This window comes from Paenibacillus sp. FSL H8-0457, from assembly GCF_038051935.1.
Classification (GTDB): Bacteria; Bacillota; Bacilli; order Paenibacillales; family Paenibacillaceae; genus Paenibacillus_AQ; species Paenibacillus_AQ lautus_A.
In genome coordinates this window covers 4,048,943-4,067,630 of the sequence record NZ_CP150293.1, presented here as the reverse complement: position 1 = coordinate 4,067,630, position 18,688 = coordinate 4,048,943, and the positions used below count along the sequence as shown (strand labels likewise).

Here is an 18,688-nt window from a genome sequence, read left to right as displayed (position 1 = left end):
CCATGAAACGGACGGATGGATCGTTGGTGAGAAGTGGATACGCGAAGGGACAAGGAATTATGAGGTAGAGCGGAGAAGTTCGTCATATGGAGAAATAAAAAAGCTTGGCCATAAGCCAAGCGACAATAAAAAAATATTGAACATGAAAAAGACGCTATGTTATAATCAATAGCGCAATTGAAAAAAATCAAGTTAACTGGCATTATCATTACTATTCCTAATTTGATTGTACACCAGTGACCTCTGATTTGTCAATGCTCTTTTTTATCCCCACAAAATGGTAAAAGGAGTGTGTCAGAACAACATGGAAGCAAAAGAATGGCAGACAGAACAAGAACGGCTGGAACAGGTCAGGGAAAAGCTGAAAGCAAGGATTGGCGAGTTGGAACCTGTGGTTACCGGGCTAAGCGACCAGGCTGCTGAGATACGCAGACGATTCTGGGAAGAAGTAACGGTCAACACAAGCACGGATGAAGAATTCGAAGAAACATTCTATACGATCAAACAACAGGCCGCGATATTATCCGAACGGGAACGCCGGCAGCGGCTTCTGACCCAGCAATGGAAGAACTTCAATCAGTTGCTGCCTTCTCCCTACTTCGGGCGCGTCGATTTTTTGGAAGACGGCATGAACCTGACCGAGCAGATTTATATCGGCGTATCATCTTTCATCGATGAAGATGGAATGAACTTTCTGGTGTATGATTGGCGTACTCCCATCGCAAGTCTTTACTACGACCACTCCCCAGGCGCGGCCTCATACATCACCCCGATGGGGCAGATTTCGGGTAGGATGGAGCTGAAACGGCAGTATCAGATTCACAACGGTCAAATTCGAAATATGTTTGATGCGAACCTGACGATCGGCGACGAGCTGCTCCAGCAAATGCTAGCCAAAGGCGCAGATTCACAGATGAAAAGCATCGTATCCACCATTCAGCGGGAGCAAAACGCCATCATCCGAAACGATCGCAGCCGGCTTCTGATCGTACAAGGCGCGGCCGGCAGCGGGAAGACCTCTGCGGCCTTGCAGCGCGTGGCGTACTTGCTGTACAAAAACCGCGATTCGCTGAAGGCTGACCAGATTGTTCTTTTCTCGCCGAACCCGATTTTTAACAGCTATGTATCCTCTGTTCTTCCCGAGCTCGGCGAGGAGAACATGCAGCAGACGACGCTGCAGGAATATCTCGAATACTGGCTGGGTCCATCCTTGCGACTGGAGGATCCCTTTGATCAGATCGAATATGTGCTGACAGCACAATCAACCCCGAATTACGAGACACGTCTGCAGGGAATTCAATACAAGGCATCGGAGTCTTTCATGAAAGCCTTGCAGAATTATGCACAGTGGCTGGGCCGGGAAGGGATGCTATTCAAAGGCATTCGATTCCGGGAGCGTGATCTGATTACGGCGGAGCAAATGAGGACCCAATTTTACAGCTACGACCCTTCCTTGAGCTTGGCCAATCGGGTTGAGCAGCTACAGAAATGGCTGCTGAAGGAGCTATCGCTACTGGAACGCAAGGAGCTTAAGGCGTCCTGGGTAGTCGAGGAGCTGAGTTACCTCGATACGGAGCTCTATGCGGAAGTGTTCGGCGAGCTGCACAAGGATCGGGAAGTCTTTGACATTGCCGAGCATTACGCCGTAGTGAACGAGATAAAAAGCAATAAACGCCGGGGAGATGAAGGCGACTTTGATTTCGCCGGACGGGAAGAGGAATTGCTCAGCCAGCGGATCGTGAAGAAGAGTTTCAAACCGCTGAGGCAAACCGTGAGGAAATTATCGTTTATCGATGCCCACGGCTTATACGTCCAATTATTCGGCGATGTAGCTGCATATCGGGAAAAAACGAAGGAATCCGATGTCCCTGCTATGTGGCCTGAAATCTGCAAGCAAACCAAAGAAAAGCTGGATGGGCTCGAATTGTTCTATGAGGATGCGACTCCATATTTGTATTTAAAAGAATTGATCGAAGGCGTTCGGACGAACACAGAGATTCGGCATGTCTTCGTCGATGAGGGACAGGATTACTCGCCGTTTCAATACGAGTATCTCAAGAAACTATTCCCTCGTGCCCGCATGACGGTACTCGGCGATTTCGGGCAGGCGATCTTCATGCAGTCCACAAAGCTGCAAGGGGACGATTCGCCTCTGCTTCGGCTTTATGGTGAAGCCGATACAAGCTTGATTCGTCTAGTGCGCAGTTATCGTTCTACACGGGAGATCGTGGAATTCACGAAAGAACTGCTTATCGATGAGTCGGACATCGTACCCTTTGAGAGGAGCGGACCGAAGCCTGTTCTTACTAGGTTTGAAGGCAGAGAGAGACGTGATGCGCAGTTGCTTAAAGACATCGCGGCACTTAAAGCCGACGGCATCGACTCTATTGCCATCATTACGAAGACTGCGGCCGAAAGCCGACAAGCATTGGAATCATTACAGTTGCAGGGATGCGAAGCCTTGCAGCTCATTACGAAGGAGACCGTCACCTATCAAAACGGGGTGATGGTTGTCCCCGTATATCTCGCAAAGGGCATCGAGTTCGATGCGGTCTTGGTCTATGATGCTTCGTCAGAAGCCTACGGCAGGGAAAATGAACGCAAGCTTCTTTATACGGCCTGTACGCGGGCCATGCACCGACTGTATCTTTACGCGACTAGCGAGTGGTCTCCGTTCGTGCAAGCAGTGCCTGAGCATTTGTACGAGAAGGCAACATAATTTGCTCTTTAACCAGGCTATTAGACCATCTAGAATACGATGAGAGCAGTAGAAATAGGTAAGGGAGCAACGCAAGCCCTTTACTCAAAACCAAACCGATCGGAGCCGAAGGGACGATGCAGCCTCCGCTCATCGTGAATCGTCTCCGAATTGCTCGTATGTCAATAACCTTGGCCTTTAAGTCGGCCAAGGTTATTTTTTTGTTATGACAATCAAGCAAAAAAAGATTGTGAATAATCACTGTAGGGCAAGAGGACAAAAAAGGTGAAATTTAGCTTTGTGTCGAATTGCTTGTCAATCATAATGTAAAAAGGAGCCCAAAATGGTTGATAAAGAATATTATTTGAAATTAAGTAAGGAAGCGCAAGATAATTATAAATTTTATAAAGAAGAGGCTGAGTCTTCAATTTGTAGGAGAGAATATACCATAAGCAAACGTTATGATATTTCTCCGTATTGGTATGGGCGACAAAGTACGGTTCCAGGGGAAATTACTGAAGAGGAGACGGACACTTATTATGAATTCGATAATCATGATAGACTTCGTATTTCAGCTTGTGATGAATTAATTGATGGATACGCTTATACCGTCTACGAAGACAACCGAATCATCACTAGATTATATGTCCGTGGAGTATTGGACTCTATAAAGGAATATTTGATATACGATGGTTTTATCAAGCGATGCATAGAATATTCTGCTCGGAATGATAAATTACAGTACGAAGATTACATATATGAGGGTGAACGGTTGATCCAAGTATATCAGCCTCAATACGAAAGTAATCCAGGTTACTTTGAACACTTAGTTCGAACCTATTTTGAGTATGATGAGAAAGGCATTCTCAGTCGAGTATTAGATGGCACAAAGGTGTAATTTATGTGATGATGTTGGCTGAAGAGGTGGCGCTTCTCCGAGAGGAAGTTAAAAAAGGACTAATAGCAGCTTTAAGAGAGATAATTGGTAATTTGTCCCGAGTATTAGTAGATAGAAGCTGTTGTTTTCTTGCCATCTTTCTACATGATGAAGCTCATACGGTATACTCGCCGATTTTCCAACCTGGCTTGCAAAATATACGAGATGAGCAAGTGGATAACAAAAAGGACTATGAGACCATCTGGAATTCGGGAGAGCATCCTGTGAAGTATCAACAAGAACTTACAGATCAAGAACTAATTCAGAAACTTAGAAATCTGATTATGTTTTGGCATAATACAGATGATTGGTGGGAGGAAGGTATGAAGTTGTGGCAGGAAGTGGCCTATTCATTAAATGAAACGAATTGGTCCGAAAACTTCATACTTGCTGAAGACTTTATTGTGTTTGTCGATCGTGAGGGCTTGGATGTAACAAATGGCGAACTTGAAAAAAGTATACCTCTAGTGAAATTAGAGTTACTTAGATCAAAGGGGCTTGTGCCAGTACATTAGAATCCGTATTGTACTGATCAGATATATCGAACCGCAAACGAGCAAGCCAGAACCCCCAAAAGCAGAGGAGGCACCTTGATGACAAAAGGTGAAAGGAATACAAAGATTGATCCGTATTTTAATAAGCTTAAAAAGTGGAAGGAAGAGTTCGGGCTATTGAGAGAAATTGCGCTGGACTGCGGGCTGACCGAGGATTTTAAGTGGATGCATCCTTGTTACACGTTCGACGGTAAAAACATCGTGTTGATCCACGGTTTTAAGGATTACTGTGCGCTTCTGTTTCACAAAGGCGCATTGTTAAGAGATCCCCATGGGATCCTGATCCAGCAAACGGAGAACGTTCAGGCCGCACGCCAGATTCGGTTTACCAGTGCTCAAGATATAGATGAAATGCAACTGATCGTGAGAGCCTATATTACGGAAGCCATTGAAGTGGAGAAAGCCGGTCTGCAAGTAAATTTTAAAAAGAATACGGATTACACCATACCTGAAGAGCTGGAAAATAAATTCGAGGAAATGCCTAACCTAAAAGAGGCTTTTGAAGCATTGACGCCAGGTCGGCAAAGAGCGTACATTCTGCATTTCTCCGCACCCAAGCAAGCCAAAACACGAGAGTCCAGGGTTGAAAAATATATCCCGCATATCCTGAATGGAAAGGGATTAAACGATTAGTTGTTTTTACATATTGGGGATTACACGCTGCGCTAACCGCGTAGTTCTTCTAAACAAGAATACACGCCAAGGTAACAGGCTGTTGGTTCATTCAACCGGCAGCCTGTTTTCTTTGCTAAAAGAATATTGACGTAAGCCAGAATGCCACTTAAACTATTCAATATATCAATTGAATAGTTTATTACAGGGGGGTTGAATCGATGAACGAAAGAGAGCTTAAAGACGAATTATACAAGGAATATACACGAATTGGAAAATGCCTCTCCAGCCCAAAACGTTTAGAAATTCTGGATGTTTTGACACAAGGACCAAAATCCGTAGAAGTTATATCGAAAATCACATCCATGTCTATAGCGAATGTCTCTCAACACTTGCAGACCCTCCATCATGCCAAACTAGTCGATTATAAGAAACGAGGGAATTTCGTTATTTATGAAATCGCTGATCCTGCAGTCTTGCACTTTTTAGATTCTCTGTATGGTTTATCTGAAAAACAACTTATTGAAGTCCAGCATATTAAAAATGAATTCCTGGGTCAGCTATCGGATATAGAAGAAGTATCGTTTGAAGAACTCATGAGCCGCATGGAAGCAGGGGAAGTAACGCTGATCGATGTTCGTCCAAAGGACGAATATGAAGCTGCTCATATTCCTGGCGCTATCTCGATACCTATAGAAGAGCTGGCCGAACAGCTACATGCGTTGCCTGCGAAGGCCAAAGTCGTAGCCTATTGCCGGGGTCCTCACTGTTTAATGTCTATCAAAGCCATCGAGATACTAAAGTCCAAAGGAATCGATGCGGCTCGCTTAAGCAAGAGGGTTCAGGACTGGGAAGCATTTACGAATAAGCGAAACAGCGAAGAGCAGGCCATTTCGTGAAACAAGTTTCCTTCAATTTATCAATTCACCCAATCATGAAGGTATACGACGACGAATTGGAGAGCTTAAGGTCTGTGGAACCGGCCGCGATTCAAGGTAATCAGACGGGCAACTTCATATCGTATTTCTACGGAAGGATGTCATTTGAATGTATTCAAAAAAAGACATGACGAAGCTGCCGGCTTCGCTCCAAAGCTATGTGGATTCACCCGAAAAACAACGTAAATTGTACCGGCGGACACTAAACATCGTTGTTGTTTCACAAATTTTCGGGGGCGCTGGTCTTGCGGCAGGCATTACCGTAGGGGCGCTTTTGGCTCAGGATATGCTGGGAACCGACAACTTCACGGGTATACCAACGGCACTGTTTACGTTAGGCTCAGCTGGTGCGGCCTTGCTGGTTGGCCGTCTTTCCCAACGATATGGACGCAGTTTGGGATTGGGACTCGGTTTTCTGACGGGAGGTATAGGAGCGATTGGAGTCGTATTAGCAGCCATGTTGAATAGCCTGACTCTGCTCTTAATCTCACTATTGATATATGGTGCAGGCACCGCAACGAATTTGCAGGCACGTTATGCCGGGACGGACCTGGCTAACTCTAAGCAACGAGCAACCGCAGCTAGTACGGCCATGGTATTCACTACCTTTGGTGCAGTAGCAGGCCCGAATTTAGTGAATGTCACTGGCGATTTCGCCCTGTCGGTGGGGATACCGAGTTTGGCCGGACCCTTTTTATTGGCAGCTGCGGCATATATTCTCGCAGGCATCGTTTTGCTAATTTTTCTACGTCCCGATCCTTTGCTGGTAGCGAATGCTATAGCCATGCAGGGAAATTCGGATGAGCATGCCGGTTCTGCAAAAGAAATGGGTACTGCAGGATCAGGAAAGCGTGGAATCGCAATCGGCGCTGTGGTTATGATCTTAACGCAAATTATAATGGTAGCTATTATGACCATGACGCCCGTACATATGAGACATCATGGTCATGGACTAAGCGAAGTGGGGCTTGTCATTGGTTTTCATATCGGATCGATGTATCTTCCATCCCTGATAACCGGTATCCTGGTCGATAAAATCGGACGTAAGGCAATGGCAATGGCTTCTGGAGTTACGCTTTTGCTTGCAGGGGTCATTGCCGCCATGGCACCGGCTGATTCCATGACCGTATTGATTGTCGCCCTATCTCTTCTAGGGTTGGGATGGAATTTTGGCTTGATCAGCGGAACGGCATTGATCGTAGATGCAACAACCTCAACAAACCGCGCGAAAGTGCAAGGGTCTGTTGACGTATTGATTGCCCTCGCGGGGGCATCAGGTGGGGCCCTTTCAGGTATGGTGGTTGCTCATTCCAGTTATGCCACACTTTCCTTTGCCGGGAGCATACTCGCCCTGCTGCTGATCCCGGTTATGCTATGGCAAGGTCAGGATAAAAACGAAAAATCCATCTCTTTCTAACGCGAACCCGACTCTACCATGTAGAGTCGGAGGCGATGGCTTTTCCTTATACGTATTTGAAAAGTTCAGTTTTGACGCTGCCGAAGGACACCTGTTTCTAAGCGACAATCCGGAATACGAGGTCACCATTGAAGCACTGCCTGCCAATTATGACCTGACGCAGCTTGAGACGGCAGGAAGGAAAGAACTGGAGGCGTCCAGCGAAGTTTCCGATTACAGTGGAGAACTCGTCGAGCATCCGCTGGGCTCCGCCGAGCTATACCTTCAAGCCTCAAGCGATAAAGGGATTAACGATTATATCGTATGGAAGTCTGAAACGGGTGACGCATTTCTGTTCCGTCTTCACAATCCAAAAGGCGAGGAGGCTTCGGACTTTGCCAGTCCTGTCCTCGTTTCGTTATCTACGGTTCAAAGCGATTCGTAAGCTAGCAATACACAATCATGCAAAGGAAACTCCGTGATGAACGCGGAGTTTTTGTTTTTGCAGGTTAGAGTCAAACGGAACATCATGAGTGTTTATTGCGTATTGACCTGGAGTTAACTCCAAGTGATAAACTTAAGTCTAAGGAGGGATTATGATGGAGTATGTGAAACTAGGGAACACCGGTCTCGATGTTTCCCGCATCTGTCTTGGGTGCATGGGATTTGGCGTAGCAGAGCGCTGGGTGCATCAATGGGTGTTAAATGAAGAGAGCAGCCGTCCTATTATTAAAAAGGCATTGGAGCTTGGCATCAATTTCTTTGATACGGCGAATGTCTACTCGGACGGTACAAGCGAGGAAATTGTCGGCCGCGCCTTGAAAGAATATGCGAATCGCGACGAAATCGTCCTGGCGACAAAGGTTCATTTCCGTATGCACGAGGGCCCCAATGGGATGGGGCTGTCCCGGAAGGCAATCATGAGCGAAATCGACAAGAGCCTCAAGCGGCTGGGTACCGATTATGTCGATCTGTACCAGATTCATCGATGGGATTATGATACGCCTATCGAAGAAACGATGGAGGCCCTTCATGATGTGGTGAAAGCCGGAAAGGTTCGCTACATCGGAGCTTCAGCCATGTATGCATGGCAGTTTCTCAAGGCCCAGCATACCGCTGAAAAGAATGGCTGGACCCGGTTCGTTTCGATGCAGAACCATTACAACCTCATTTACCGCGAAGAAGAGCGCGAAATGCTGCCGTTGTGCCAATCCGAAAAAATCGGCGTGATCCCCTACAGCCCACTAGCATCGGGAAGATTGACGCGAGACTGGTCGGAGACGACGCAGCGTTCCGAAACGGACATGGTTCAGAAATCCAAGTATGATGCCACGGCGGATGCCGATCGGATCATTGTGGAACGGCTTGCAGGCATTTCGAATGAGCGGGGCATTCCGCGCGTTCAAGTTGCGCTCGCCTGGCTGCTGCAGAAAGAACCGATCACGGCTCCCATTGTCGGCGCGACCAAAATATCACACTTGGAGGATGCCGCAGCCGCGCTTACGGTCAAACTCACGCCGGAGGAGATGGCCTCCCTGGAAGAGCCGTACATACCTCACCGGGTTGTGGGCGCCTTATAGCTTTAACAACTGACTTATTCAGGAAAAGGTATTGAACAGAGAAGGTGAATCAAGACATGACGGTGACGATTAAAGAAATCAGCGAAAGGTTTGGGCTTTCCCAGGATACCCTGCGCTATTATGAGCGAATTGGGTTGATTCCGCCAGTAAACCGGAACAAAAATGGTATCAGGGATTATTCGGAGGAAGACATCAAATGGGTTGATTTTGTTAAATGCATGCGTCAAGGCGCGGGGCTTCCGGTCGAGGTACTGATCGAGTATGTTTCGCTTTTTCAACAAGGCGACGACACGCTTGAAACGCGAAAGGGATTGTTGATTGAACAGCGCAATCGACTGGGGGACAAAATCGAAGAAATGACGAACACACTGGAACGCTTGAACGATAAAATCGCAAGATATGAACAGACCATCATGAAAAAAGAAAATGTACTCAGGAAGCAGGCAGACTAACTTATCAAAAACCGGGTTTCGGGAGGAGTTCCCGGCCCGGTTTCTTGATTATAAACGAATGATCGTTTATTATTGTTTCATGAGACATAGAGACGATAACAAAGTGGAAGCCATTTTTGACGCGACGATTCAATTAGTGAATGAGATTGGGTTTGCGGAAACGTCGATATCCAAAATAGCTAAGAAGGCTAATGTATCGGCTGCAACGATCTATATTTATCATGAGAATAAGGAGGATATGCTGCTTAAAACTTACTTAAAGGTGAAGGGCAAGATGAGTAAGAGCATGTTACAGGGATTCGATGATACGCGATCGGTTAAAGAACGCTTTGAATCGATCATCCGGAAGTATGTTGAGTTTATACATACGCACAAAGACTATTTTCTATTTTTAGAGCAAATCATGAATTCTCCATTGCCCCAGAAATGGTGTTTGGACGAGACCGCAAGCCTGTTCCAACCCATTTTCGAGATGTTTGAAACGGGAAAGAAACAGAACATATTGAAAGCGGAAGATGTGGATATGTTGATCGTTTATTCGATTTTACCCGTAGCCGAATTGGCGAAATCACATCTGAAGAACGGAACCCGATTTGGTGATCGGGAAATGGAAGCAGCTATAGTTATGAGCTGGGATGCTGTGAAAGCTTAAACGTAAGAAGGAGCATTACAATTTATGTAATCCGATTCTTTTATCTTAAACTAGATTGGACAAATCGAGGTAGAACCCTATGACCATTTTTTTAATATGCGCTGCTTTAATCCTATCCATTGCATTGTTTCTGAGATATTATCCGCCATTCGGCCAAAGAGTATCTAGGGAAAAACGAAACGAATTTCGCAAACTCCCGAATTTCGACCGTAATCATTTTGTGAATCCAATCCATACCTCCATGAGGATGGGAGCAACGGACTTCATGTCACTATTACGAGATTACATGAAACGGAATCCCAATCGGAAGCCGACTTCTCCATTACCGATAAAGCGAGTAGATCCCGCAAGTATACAACAACAAGCGCTAACACGTGTAACGTGGTTTGGGCATTCTGCATTCATGCTGGAAATCGAGGGGAAAACGCTGCTGTTCGACCCTATGTTAGGAACGTCTCCATCCCCAATCCCTGTTTTTGGGAATCAACGTTATAGCAGGGATATTCCTATTGATCTGGACAAGCTTCCTCCCATTGATGCCGTCGTTTTGTCACATGATCATTATGATCATCTGGATTTTAGCTCCATTCAGAAGCTTAAGGAGAAGGCTAAGCATTTTTATGTGCCGCTTGGCCTTGGTGGTCACTTGGAGCGCTGGGGGATTTCGAAATCGAGCATTACCGAACATAATTGGTGGGATGCATCCGGGTTAGACGGTCTACAACTCATCTGCACGCCAGCGAGACACTTTTCAGGGCGAAGCCTGTTTGACCGCGATTCGACCTTATGGTCGTCTTGGGTCATTATCAGCAACAAGAGTCGAGTGTATTTCAGCGGGGATAGCGGGTATGGTCCACATTTTCATGAGATCGGAGAAAAATACGGCCCATTTGATGTGACGCTCATGGAATGTGGTCAATACGACAAACGTTGGGCGAATATTCATATGATGCCTGAAGAGACGGTGCAGGCTCATCTGGATGTGAAAGGGCAATGGTTGATTCCGATCCATTGGGCAGGGTTTACGTTGGCCTTGCATGACTGGAATGAACCGATCGAACGTGTTACTACGGCTGCTAAACAAAAACAAGTGCACATACTCACTCCTCAAATTGGGGAATCGGTAGTAATAGCTCCATCGGCATATTCTACGGAGCCTGATCATGCTGTCGTTTGGTGGAAATAACAAAAACAGCGGCAGTTTCGTCAACATACATGCATTATAAATCCGCGGAATACGCGGATTTTTTTGTTTCACCCATGAAGCCGCACCCGATTGCTGCGAAAGGGATTTTTCTGTAATTGCTTAATTCCTATTGATCACTAGATTATGCCAAATTGTGTTAAAATCGAAAAAACTACTGTTTCGGATCGGAACCGTAGAATGGATCAGAGCATGCACAGGAGGACATAGGATATGCAAAAACGCATTCTGCTCGTTGAAGACGACAACGACATCAATCAGTTGATTGAAAGCCAGCTGAAACAGGATCATTATAGCGTTGATTCGGCACGCGACGGCGAGGAAGCACTCGCGCTTTTTCAAAAAGAGAAGTTCGATCTGATCTTGCTCGATTTGATGCTCCCCAAGGTAAACGGAATGGAGCTGCTCAAACATATCCGAGAGACCAGCAAAGTTCCTGTTCTGATTATTTCTGCGAAAGGCAGCGACCTCGACAAGGCCATGGGCCTTGGGTTTGGCGCGGATGATTATATCAGCAAGCCTTTCTCCATGATCGAATTAACAGCCAGGGTTCAAGCTGCCATTCGGAGGGCAACGGTATACGCGGAAACGGAAAGCAAACCTGCAGACCCTCCCGTCATTACGTTTAAGGATCTCGTCCTGGACTTGCATTCGTTCTCCGTAAAAGTCAAAGGAAAAAGCGTGCCGCTCACCGCGAAGGAATTCCATATTTTGAAGCTGCTCCTAACCCATCACAGCAGGGTATTCACCAAGGAACAAATCTATCAGCTCATTTGGGAAGAAGATTATTACGGGAATGAGAACGTGATTAATGTACATATCCGGAGACTCCGGGAAAAAATGGAAGAGGATCCGTCAGCTCCGCAATACATTCGGACGATTTGGGGAATCGGATATAAAATGGGGGATTAGCACATGGTCCATCTTTTATCCGTCATCATTGCCCTATTGGTTGCAATCATCGGATGGCTATTTGTTTCCAAGAAGAAACGAAATCAAAGCATCCTGGAGATAGCGAATAAAATCTCCGATATTCTGGACCAGGACACAGCCGAGAAAGTGTTGGTGCCCACTGGCGACGATGCCGTCAGGCGGCTGCTCACACAGATTAACCGTTTGCTGGATAACAAACAGAAGGTATTTGCGGATTATGCCAGAACGAAGGACAGCCAAAAGAAAATGATCTCAAACATGTCTCATGATTTGAAGACGCCGCTGACGGTCATTCTCGGCTACACGGAAAAACTGAATCAGAAGAATATGTTGACCGCGCAAGACGAGGAGCAAGTCATTCAACGGTTGAATGAAAAAGTAAACAGTCTGATCGCCTTGCTTAATCAATTCTTCGACCTTGTCAAAATCGAGTCTGAGGATTATGATATCCCGCTAAGCAAAATATCATTGAGCGAGGTTTGCCGGAACAGCGTTCTTGAGTTTTACGACCTGCTGGTTTCCAGAAATCTTCGGGTTGAGATCGACATTCCGGAGCTGCCCTTTTATTTCCTTGGCAACAAGGATGCGCTGCATCGAATATTGAGCAATCTCATATCGAATTCCATCCGCTATGGAAGCGACGGAGGCGTGTTCGGGCTGACGGTTCGGGAAGAAGGAGAATACGTGGCCGTAGACGTGTGGGACCGGGGGAAAGGGATCGCAGAGATTCATCAGGATCGCGTATTTGAAAGACTTTATACCCTGGACGATGCCCGGAATCCGCAATTTCAAGGAAGCGGGCTGGGACTCAGTATCTCTAAACGCCTAACGGAAGAAATGAACGGACGGATCAGTCTAAGCAGCTCGGAGGCTGACAAAAAGACCATTTTCACATGCAAATTTAAGCAATTAACCTACTAATCTTGATCCATGAGATGTTGTCCTCTTGTTCAACGTCTCTTTTTTATTTCAGCCGCACGTTTCGATTGATTCTTAAGAAACATGTAAGGAACGGGAAAGGAATAAGTCCATTTTCAGGTCTATGATAAAGATAACAAAGGAAATCAAATTGTAAACACGGTGGTGGTCTTCGTGAATTACGTCATTCAAACTTCGGATCTGAGCAAAACCGTAAAAGGGATGTCCATTGTATCGAGTGTTAATCTCAATGTGAGAAAGGGCGAGATTTATGGCTTGCTGGGTCCAAACGGCGCGGGTAAAACAACCATCATGAAAATGCTGACGGGGCTCATTCTTCCGACCTCCGGCGCGATCATGCTGTTTGGCAAGAATTTTTCAGAAACCTCCAAAGAAGGCCTCAAGCGGGTCGGGAGCATCATTGAATACCCGATATTTTTCGAGCACATGACGGCCATTGAGAATCTCCAAATTCATTGCGAATACTTGGGCTATTATGATAAGAGAGCTATACGTCAAGCCCTGGACCTGGTCCAATTGGAAGGAATCGAAGATAAAAAAGTGAAGGATTTCTCGCTCGGCATGAAGCAGCGTCTTGGCATCGCCAGGGCCGCCATCACCAAGCCGGAATTGATCGTGCTGGATGAACCCACGAACGGACTGGATCCGATCGGCATTAAAAACATGAGGGATTTGATCCGAACACTGAACCAGGAATATGGGATTACATTTGTCTTGTCCAGCCATATCTTAGGGGAAATTGAGCAGGTAGCCGATAGGATCGGCGTCATTCAACGCGGTCAATTGGTCGACGAAGTCACGTTGTCCGACATTCGAAAGCAGCGTACCGATTATATTGAACTTATGACCTCGAATGTGCAGAAAGCCGCCTTTCTACTTGAGCATGAGCTTCGTATATCCAATATCAAAATCGTGCAGGATCAGCGAATCCGAGTCTATGATACGGACGTATCGACCAGTCAAATTACCAAACTGCTGATTGCGCATGAGATTGAAATCGAGGAGATCCAAAAATATAACAGTACATTGGAAGACTATTTCTATCATCAAATTCAGGGAAAGGGAATCCGATATGTTGAAATTAATCGAGCTGGAATGGAAGAAGCTGGATCGTAAGAAAGTGATCGGTGAAGCGATTACGTATTGGATCATTCTTATGTTCTTGCCGGTATTTTTTCTCAAGGTCGTTTTTGCCGATATGCCGATGATTCGTTTTGGAGAAAGTTATGCTGCCGCTCTGGAACTGATGATACCCATTCAGATGGGGTTTATATTGTTCGGAGCGTCCCTGATCAATCATGTATTCATTGAAGAATATAAGAATAAGACGATGGCTCTTTCATTCGGATATCCGCTCAGCCGAAAAAGGCTCGTGATGGCCAAGGTGCTGTTCATTGTGTTGGCGGTTTTCTTCGGTACGCTGGTGTCCTTCGTACTTGGCGGTGTTGCAACTTATGCGCTCAACCAAGTGATGGATGTCATCCCGGGAACGCCGACGGCAGCTGACCTGGCGAATTATGCGATCCGAATGACCTTACACTCCATCGTTGTCGCGCTTGCCTCATTGATTCCGCTATTTTGGTTCGGAATATGGAAAAGGGCGGTCATCCCTACGGTCATTTGCGCCGTCTTCCTGATGCAGTTCCCTAATTTTCTCGGGTTGCTGCGGATTACGCTGCATCCTGACTTTTTATATGCCATTTTCACCGTATTGGGTGTGGCAAGCGTCATTTTATCGGTTAAATTCGTGAATAAACTAGGGGATTTGTAAAGAGGGGATGTGGCATCATGAAACTCGAAGTGAAAACTGCTTTGTTACCTAATGGAGAAACGCTGATTTATAGAGAAAGAACAGGTACGGAACCCTGCATGCTGTTGATTCACGGGAATATGGCTTCTTCGGAGCTGTGGGAACCCTTGTTGACGCATGCCGATATGACCCAACGCTTCATCGCTGTAGACTTGCGCGGTTACGGCGAGTCCAGCTATCAGAATCCCATTGGTGACATGAAAGACTTTTCCGCGGACCTGCATCAATTCGTAGAACAGCTTGGTCTTCGCCATGTTATGGTTATGGGCTGGTCGAATGGTGGAGGCATCGCCATGCAGTTTGCGGCAGATTATCCAGATCGCGTACGAAAGTTGATTCTGCTTGCCTCTATCTCGACTAGAGGATATGCAGCCGTGAATTCCGATGGCGATCGTCTGAAGACTAAAGAGGAAATAGTCAAGGACCCAGGACTTGCCATGACGTTTCAAGCAAGTCAGAGGCAGGACCGGGCTTACTTTGCTCAGGCGATGGACTACCTTTTGTTACATGAACGTGAGTCTGATGCTGCCACCCGTGGGAAGTACATCGATGCCTGCATGAAGCAGCGTAACATGGTGGATGCTGCCGATGCCGCAAACCGATTCAATATCAGTTCCGTATCCAACGGACTCGCGGATGGAACAGGAGAGTTGGAGCGTATTCAATGTCCGGTCCTCGTCATTTGGGGCGTTAAGGATTTGATTACCACGCAGCAGATGACGGAAGAAATCAAAGAAGACTTTGCAAGTCATGGAAAGCCAGTTCAGTATGTAGCCTTGGATGCAGGACACTCCCCGCTAATCGATGATTTACATGGATTGGCCGCTGCCGTCCAAGCATTCATTGCTCAGCCATAGAAGGCTGAGCAATGATCTTGCTCGAAATCTTAAAACAAATACAGGGTCCTGACGATCTATTCGTCAGGACCCTATTACCATATTATGTCCGGTGGCATGAATCTCCAATCTTTATTCTGTATCTCTAAAGTTGTAAGGTAATCAATCAGATGGGACGCAAATTCTTTATTAATTATTCAAGATCTTCATCTTCTCCAATGTTGTCAGCGTTAATTGCTTCGCGAATGTACCGCTGCCGGCTGCATTCGTTGCGAACACCCAGGTCTCTTTCTCCGTTTCGACATATCCGACATACCAGCCAAGCCCCATATCGGACAGCCTCGAACCGGTTTTTCCATGAATCGTATATTCATTCTGTTCATCGTCGATCATCATCCGCTTGACCGTTTTCATCGTTTTCTTCTGAAAGGGCAAATTCTCTTCAACGAGCTTTTCGATAAATTCCGCTTGTTCTACGGCAGAGATCTTCAAACTGCTGTTCAGCCAGAATGTATCGATGCCTCCGGTTATGTCGCGGTTACCATAATGGATTCGATTCACGTATTTCTGCATCAGCTCTTGGCCGATATCGCGAGCCATCGCCTGGTAATACCAAATCGCTGATTCCCTCATAGCCGAAGCGAGTGAGTGATCCCGGTTCCAAACCGGAAACTCTCTTACGATACCGTCCCATCTTTTGACTTCGTATTCGTCAGCAACAGCCTTGACTTCCAAACCGATGAGGGCATTTGCCACTTTAAAGCTGGATTCCGGAGTAAACCGCTGTTTACTCCTTTCAGAATTGAATGTGTATACTTGATCGGTCTTCAAATTCTTGAGGACCAGTGTCGCGTGGGACTTCCGGAAGGTTTGTTCCAGCTCAAGTCCATGGGAGCTTGGCTTTGCATCGGCACTTGACGAGTATGCGAACAAGCAAACGAGTGCAAGGAATATAAAGATAAAAGCGGATAGGCGGTTTTTCTTATTCATCTGTAACATGGCTGCATCACTCCTAGAACATCTTATTTCGGGAATGGTCTCGATGGCCATCGAACAGAACAAATTCCCCATATCAAATGCATTTTGATACTATTAGTCTATGGTTACAGGTGCTGCAAGTAAATCTGATTATTTAACGTTTGTACCTATACAGATTGAGGAGAGGAAGAGGAGGCCATATGATCTATGCCGAGGTCATGAAGAGCATCGAACAGCAAATCGATAATGGAGAGTTGAAACCCGGGAAGAGGCTGCCATCCATACGGGCGTTAGCCAAGCAGTTCGACTGCAGTGTGAATACCATCATCAAAGCATACTCAGAATTGGAAAAAAAACACAAAATCTATTCCGTCTCGAAAAGCGGTTACTATGTTGTAGAGCGGGTGCCTTCCGGACATTCAGGTTCAGCTAACACGGGAGTCATAGATTTTCTCTCAGCTGGCCCCGACAAGAATGCCATGCCTTACCGGGACTTTCAGCACTGCATCAATCAAGCTATCGAAGTATATAAAGAGGAGATGTTTACCTATTCGGAGATCCAAGGGCTGCCTTCGTTAAGAGAGGAGCTGGCCCGGCATCTGCGAGAACTGCAAGTGTTTACGGTTCCTGACCGAATCTGCGTGGTATCCGGGTCACAGCAAGCGATCCATCTATTGATTTCGCTTTCCTTTCCTAATGGCAAAAAAAATATCTGCGTAGAACAGCCTACTCATGTCAGTATGATCGAGTCGATCAAGGTTCAGCAGGCCACGACTTACGGAATCGAAATAACGGAGAGAGGAATCGACATGGAACGGCTGGAGCATCTGTTCAAATGCAATGACATTAAATGTTTCTACACCGTGACCAGGTTTCATAACCCGACAGGCTGCAGCTATTCCAATAAGGAACGACGAAAAATCGTGGAGCTGGCCCAAAAATACGACGTTTACATTATCGAGGACGATTATCTAGGCGATCTCGATCCTGACAAGAACCAGGATCCGATGTTTGCTTACGATCCATCCGGAAGGGTCATATATATCAAAAGCTTTTCCAAATTAATGCTGCCCGGCTTAAGATTGGGGCTTGCTGTTATTCCGGACTTCCTGCGTGAATCATTCCTTAGCGCCAAATTCGCTACCGATCTCCATACCCCGGTCCTTATGCAAGGGGCTTTGGAAATTTACTTGAAGAGCGGCATGTTCAAGACTCATATCCAGCGCATGAGATCCATCTACAGACGGAAAGCGGCCTTATTGCAAAAGGCTTATCAAGAGATGCTGCCGTCAAGCGCCGCATATTCGGTTTCTCAATCGGGATTCTATTCGACAATCCGGTTGCCTGGTCTGCTTAAGGCCGGGATGTTGATTGAGGATTTGAAGAAGGAAAACGTATACGTAGACGATGCCCGAAAAATGTATCTTCCCGAGTTTGCCCAGAATTCGGTGATTCGCTTAAGCGTATCGCAGGTAGAGGAGGAGCACATCGAAATCGGAGTCCATACCATAGCTCGCGTAATAAAAGAGCAACTTAACAAAGTTCCGCAAGTGAAATTTATATGATATGAAGAAACAATGAGATATTCATAGGAATGGCATAGCAAATAAAAAGAAATATCAATTCCTTAATTCTATTATGATGAATATGAGTTAATTTGAGTGTGAAGGGGTGTATGTATGAGGTCTTTAGGGTCGTTGAATGTCGATGTAATTACATTGTTTGTGGAGGATTTGCACAATGTGAAGGTATTCTATCAAGAAGTATTCGGTTTTTCCGCCGTTTATGAAGACGATGTTTCTGCGGTGTTCAATTTCGGAAATATGAGCATTAACCTCCTGAATATCTCCGAAGCCCACGGTCTGATCCGTCCTGGAACCGTCGCGAGCCGTGAATCCGGATCTCGGTTCCAGTTTACTATCCGGTTGGATGATGTAGATGCAGTATGCAGCGAATTGAAAACACGCGGCGTTACCCTGCTTAACGGTCCAATGGATCGGCCGTGGGGTGTCCGAACCGCTGCCTTCACAGATCCGGCAGGGCATGTGTGGGAGATTGCGCAGCAAATCATTTGAAAAAGTTATGGATCGCGTGTTTAATTTAGGGACAACATTTGACACAAAATACTGCATTTATTCGTTAAGAAAAGCCTGAGTTATCAGGCTTTTT

18 protein-coding genes are annotated in these 18,688 nt (G+C 46.1%); 17 read left to right on the top strand and 1 reads right to left on the bottom strand.

All coding sequences use genetic code 11. The features are described from left to right. Positions 1-304 precede the first annotated feature (304 nt). From helD to MHI43_RS17785, 15 genes are all read left to right on the top strand, one after another. Positions 305-2,719, top strand: a complete 2,415-nt coding sequence (helD, locus tag MHI43_RS17855) for an RNA polymerase recycling motor HelD (RefSeq protein ID WP_036660752.1) — start codon at positions 305-307, stop codon at positions 2,717-2,719. 322 nt (positions 2,720-3,041) lie between these two features. After that, positions 3,042-3,596 carry a hypothetical protein gene (locus tag MHI43_RS17850; RefSeq protein WP_235201663.1) on the top strand — a complete coding sequence of 185 codons (555 nt, stop codon included), beginning with the start codon at positions 3,042-3,044 and terminating at the stop codon, positions 3,594-3,596. Between the two features lie 8 nt (positions 3,597-3,604). Beyond that, positions 3,605-4,150 carry a hypothetical protein gene (locus MHI43_RS17845; protein ID WP_235201661.1) on the top strand — a complete coding sequence of 182 codons (546 nt, stop codon included), beginning with the start codon at positions 3,605-3,607 and terminating at the stop codon, positions 4,148-4,150. 78 nt (positions 4,151-4,228) lie between these two features. Next, positions 4,229-4,822: a YdeI family protein gene (locus tag MHI43_RS17840; protein ID WP_036660750.1), complete on the top strand. Its 594-nt coding sequence runs from the start codon at positions 4,229-4,231 to the stop codon at positions 4,820-4,822. 200 nt (positions 4,823-5,022) lie between these two features. After that, complete coding sequence (locus tag MHI43_RS17835; RefSeq protein ID WP_015735714.1) at positions 5,023-5,700, top strand: metalloregulator ArsR/SmtB family transcription factor; 678 nt, start codon at positions 5,023-5,025, stop codon at positions 5,698-5,700. A 148-nt stretch (positions 5,701-5,848) separates the two neighbouring features. Continuing rightward, positions 5,849-7,156 (top strand): MFS transporter, encoded by a 1,308-nt coding sequence (locus tag MHI43_RS17830; protein WP_036660749.1) that lies wholly within the window; start codon positions 5,849-5,851, stop codon positions 7,154-7,156. A 578-nt stretch (positions 7,157-7,734) separates the two neighbouring features. Beyond that, a complete protein-coding gene (locus MHI43_RS17825) occupies positions 7,735-8,715 on the top strand; it encodes an aldo/keto reductase (RefSeq protein ID WP_036660748.1) in 981 nt (326 codons plus the stop codon). Between the two features lie 56 nt (positions 8,716-8,771). Then, positions 8,772-9,167 carry a MerR family transcriptional regulator gene (locus MHI43_RS17820; protein ID WP_200868607.1) on the top strand — a complete coding sequence of 132 codons (396 nt, stop codon included), beginning with the start codon at positions 8,772-8,774 and terminating at the stop codon, positions 9,165-9,167. 103 nt (positions 9,168-9,270) lie between these two features. After that, complete coding sequence (locus MHI43_RS17815) at positions 9,271-9,819, top strand: TetR/AcrR family transcriptional regulator (protein ID WP_235201659.1); 549 nt, start codon at positions 9,271-9,273, stop codon at positions 9,817-9,819. A 79-nt stretch (positions 9,820-9,898) separates the two neighbouring features. Continuing rightward, positions 9,899-11,005 carry an MBL fold metallo-hydrolase gene (locus MHI43_RS17810; protein ID WP_036660746.1) on the top strand — a complete coding sequence of 369 codons (1,107 nt, stop codon included), beginning with the start codon at positions 9,899-9,901 and terminating at the stop codon, positions 11,003-11,005. 231 nt (positions 11,006-11,236) lie between these two features. Then, entirely contained in the window at positions 11,237-11,935 is a 699-nt protein-coding gene (locus MHI43_RS17805) for a response regulator transcription factor (RefSeq protein WP_036660745.1), read from the top strand. 3 nt (positions 11,936-11,938) lie between these two features. Then, positions 11,939-12,877, top strand: coding sequence for a sensor histidine kinase (locus MHI43_RS17800; protein WP_036660744.1), 939 nt, complete (start codon positions 11,939-11,941; stop codon positions 12,875-12,877). A gap of 171 nt (positions 12,878-13,048) precedes the next feature. Beyond that, on the top strand, positions 13,049-14,011 hold the full coding sequence (locus MHI43_RS17795; protein WP_051425305.1) for an ABC transporter ATP-binding protein: 963 nt from the start codon (positions 13,049-13,051) through the stop codon (positions 14,009-14,011). Further along, on the top strand, positions 13,968-14,666 hold the full coding sequence (locus MHI43_RS17790; protein WP_036660743.1) for an ABC transporter permease: 699 nt from the start codon (positions 13,968-13,970) through the stop codon (positions 14,664-14,666). Before MHI43_RS17795 ends, MHI43_RS17790 begins: the two co-directional genes overlap by 44 nt. A 17-nt stretch (positions 14,667-14,683) precedes the next feature. Continuing rightward, positions 14,684-15,562 (top strand): alpha/beta hydrolase, encoded by an 879-nt coding sequence (locus tag MHI43_RS17785; protein ID WP_036660741.1) that lies wholly within the window; start codon positions 14,684-14,686, stop codon positions 15,560-15,562. Between the two features lie 168 nt (positions 15,563-15,730). On the opposite strand, the gene blaOXA is transcribed toward MHI43_RS17785, so the two are convergent. Further along, positions 15,731-16,540 (bottom strand): class D beta-lactamase, encoded by an 810-nt coding sequence (gene blaOXA, locus MHI43_RS17780; protein WP_036660740.1) that lies wholly within the window; start codon positions 16,538-16,540, stop codon positions 15,731-15,733. A gap of 179 nt (positions 16,541-16,719) precedes the next feature. On the opposite strand from blaOXA, the gene MHI43_RS17775 reads away from it, so the two are divergent. Together MHI43_RS17775 and MHI43_RS17770 are read left to right on the top strand one after the other, a co-directional pair. Continuing rightward, complete coding sequence (locus MHI43_RS17775; protein ID WP_036660739.1) at positions 16,720-18,084, top strand: PLP-dependent aminotransferase family protein; 1,365 nt, start codon at positions 16,720-16,722, stop codon at positions 18,082-18,084. A 114-nt stretch (positions 18,085-18,198) separates the two neighbouring features. After that, positions 18,199-18,594, top strand: a complete 396-nt coding sequence (locus MHI43_RS17770) for a VOC family protein (protein ID WP_036660737.1) — start codon at positions 18,199-18,201, stop codon at positions 18,592-18,594. Positions 18,595-18,688: the final 94 nt, after the last annotated feature.

What these genes read in the sequence shown, in the direction of transcription:
- blaOXA (WP_036660740.1), bottom strand. Translation starts at nt 16,540, where the DNA reads ATGTTACAGATGAATAAGAAAAACCGCCTATCCGCTTTTATCTTTATA.
- MHI43_RS17850 (WP_235201663.1), top strand. Translation starts at nt 3,042, where the DNA reads ATGGTTGATAAAGAATATTATTTGAAATTAAGTAAGGAAGCGCAAGAT.
- MHI43_RS17805 (WP_036660745.1), top strand. Translation starts at nt 11,237, where the DNA reads ATGCAAAAACGCATTCTGCTCGTTGAAGACGACAACGACATCAATCAG.
- MHI43_RS17800 (WP_036660744.1), top strand. Translation starts at nt 11,939, where the DNA reads ATGGTCCATCTTTTATCCGTCATCATTGCCCTATTGGTTGCAATCATC.
- MHI43_RS17770 (WP_036660737.1), top strand. Translation starts at nt 18,199, where the DNA reads ATGAGGTCTTTAGGGTCGTTGAATGTCGATGTAATTACATTGTTTGTG.
- MHI43_RS17775 (WP_036660739.1), top strand. Translation starts at nt 16,720, where the DNA reads ATGATCTATGCCGAGGTCATGAAGAGCATCGAACAGCAAATCGATAAT.
- MHI43_RS17840 (WP_036660750.1), top strand. Translation starts at nt 4,229, where the DNA reads ATGACAAAAGGTGAAAGGAATACAAAGATTGATCCGTATTTTAATAAG.
- helD (WP_036660752.1), top strand. Translation starts at nt 305, where the DNA reads ATGGAAGCAAAAGAATGGCAGACAGAACAAGAACGGCTGGAACAGGTC.
- MHI43_RS17835 (WP_015735714.1), top strand. Translation starts at nt 5,023, where the DNA reads ATGAACGAAAGAGAGCTTAAAGACGAATTATACAAGGAATATACACGA.
- MHI43_RS17820 (WP_200868607.1), top strand. Translation starts at nt 8,772, where the DNA reads ATGACGGTGACGATTAAAGAAATCAGCGAAAGGTTTGGGCTTTCCCAG.
- MHI43_RS17785 (WP_036660741.1), top strand. Translation starts at nt 14,684, where the DNA reads ATGAAACTCGAAGTGAAAACTGCTTTGTTACCTAATGGAGAAACGCTG.
- MHI43_RS17825 (WP_036660748.1), top strand. Translation starts at nt 7,735, where the DNA reads ATGGAGTATGTGAAACTAGGGAACACCGGTCTCGATGTTTCCCGCATC.
- MHI43_RS17790 (WP_036660743.1), top strand. Translation starts at nt 13,968, where the DNA reads ATGTTGAAATTAATCGAGCTGGAATGGAAGAAGCTGGATCGTAAGAAA.
- MHI43_RS17810 (WP_036660746.1), top strand. Translation starts at nt 9,899, where the DNA reads ATGACCATTTTTTTAATATGCGCTGCTTTAATCCTATCCATTGCATTG.
- MHI43_RS17830 (WP_036660749.1), top strand. Translation starts at nt 5,849, where the DNA reads ATGTATTCAAAAAAAGACATGACGAAGCTGCCGGCTTCGCTCCAAAGC.
- MHI43_RS17845 (WP_235201661.1), top strand. Translation starts at nt 3,605, where the DNA reads ATGATGTTGGCTGAAGAGGTGGCGCTTCTCCGAGAGGAAGTTAAAAAA.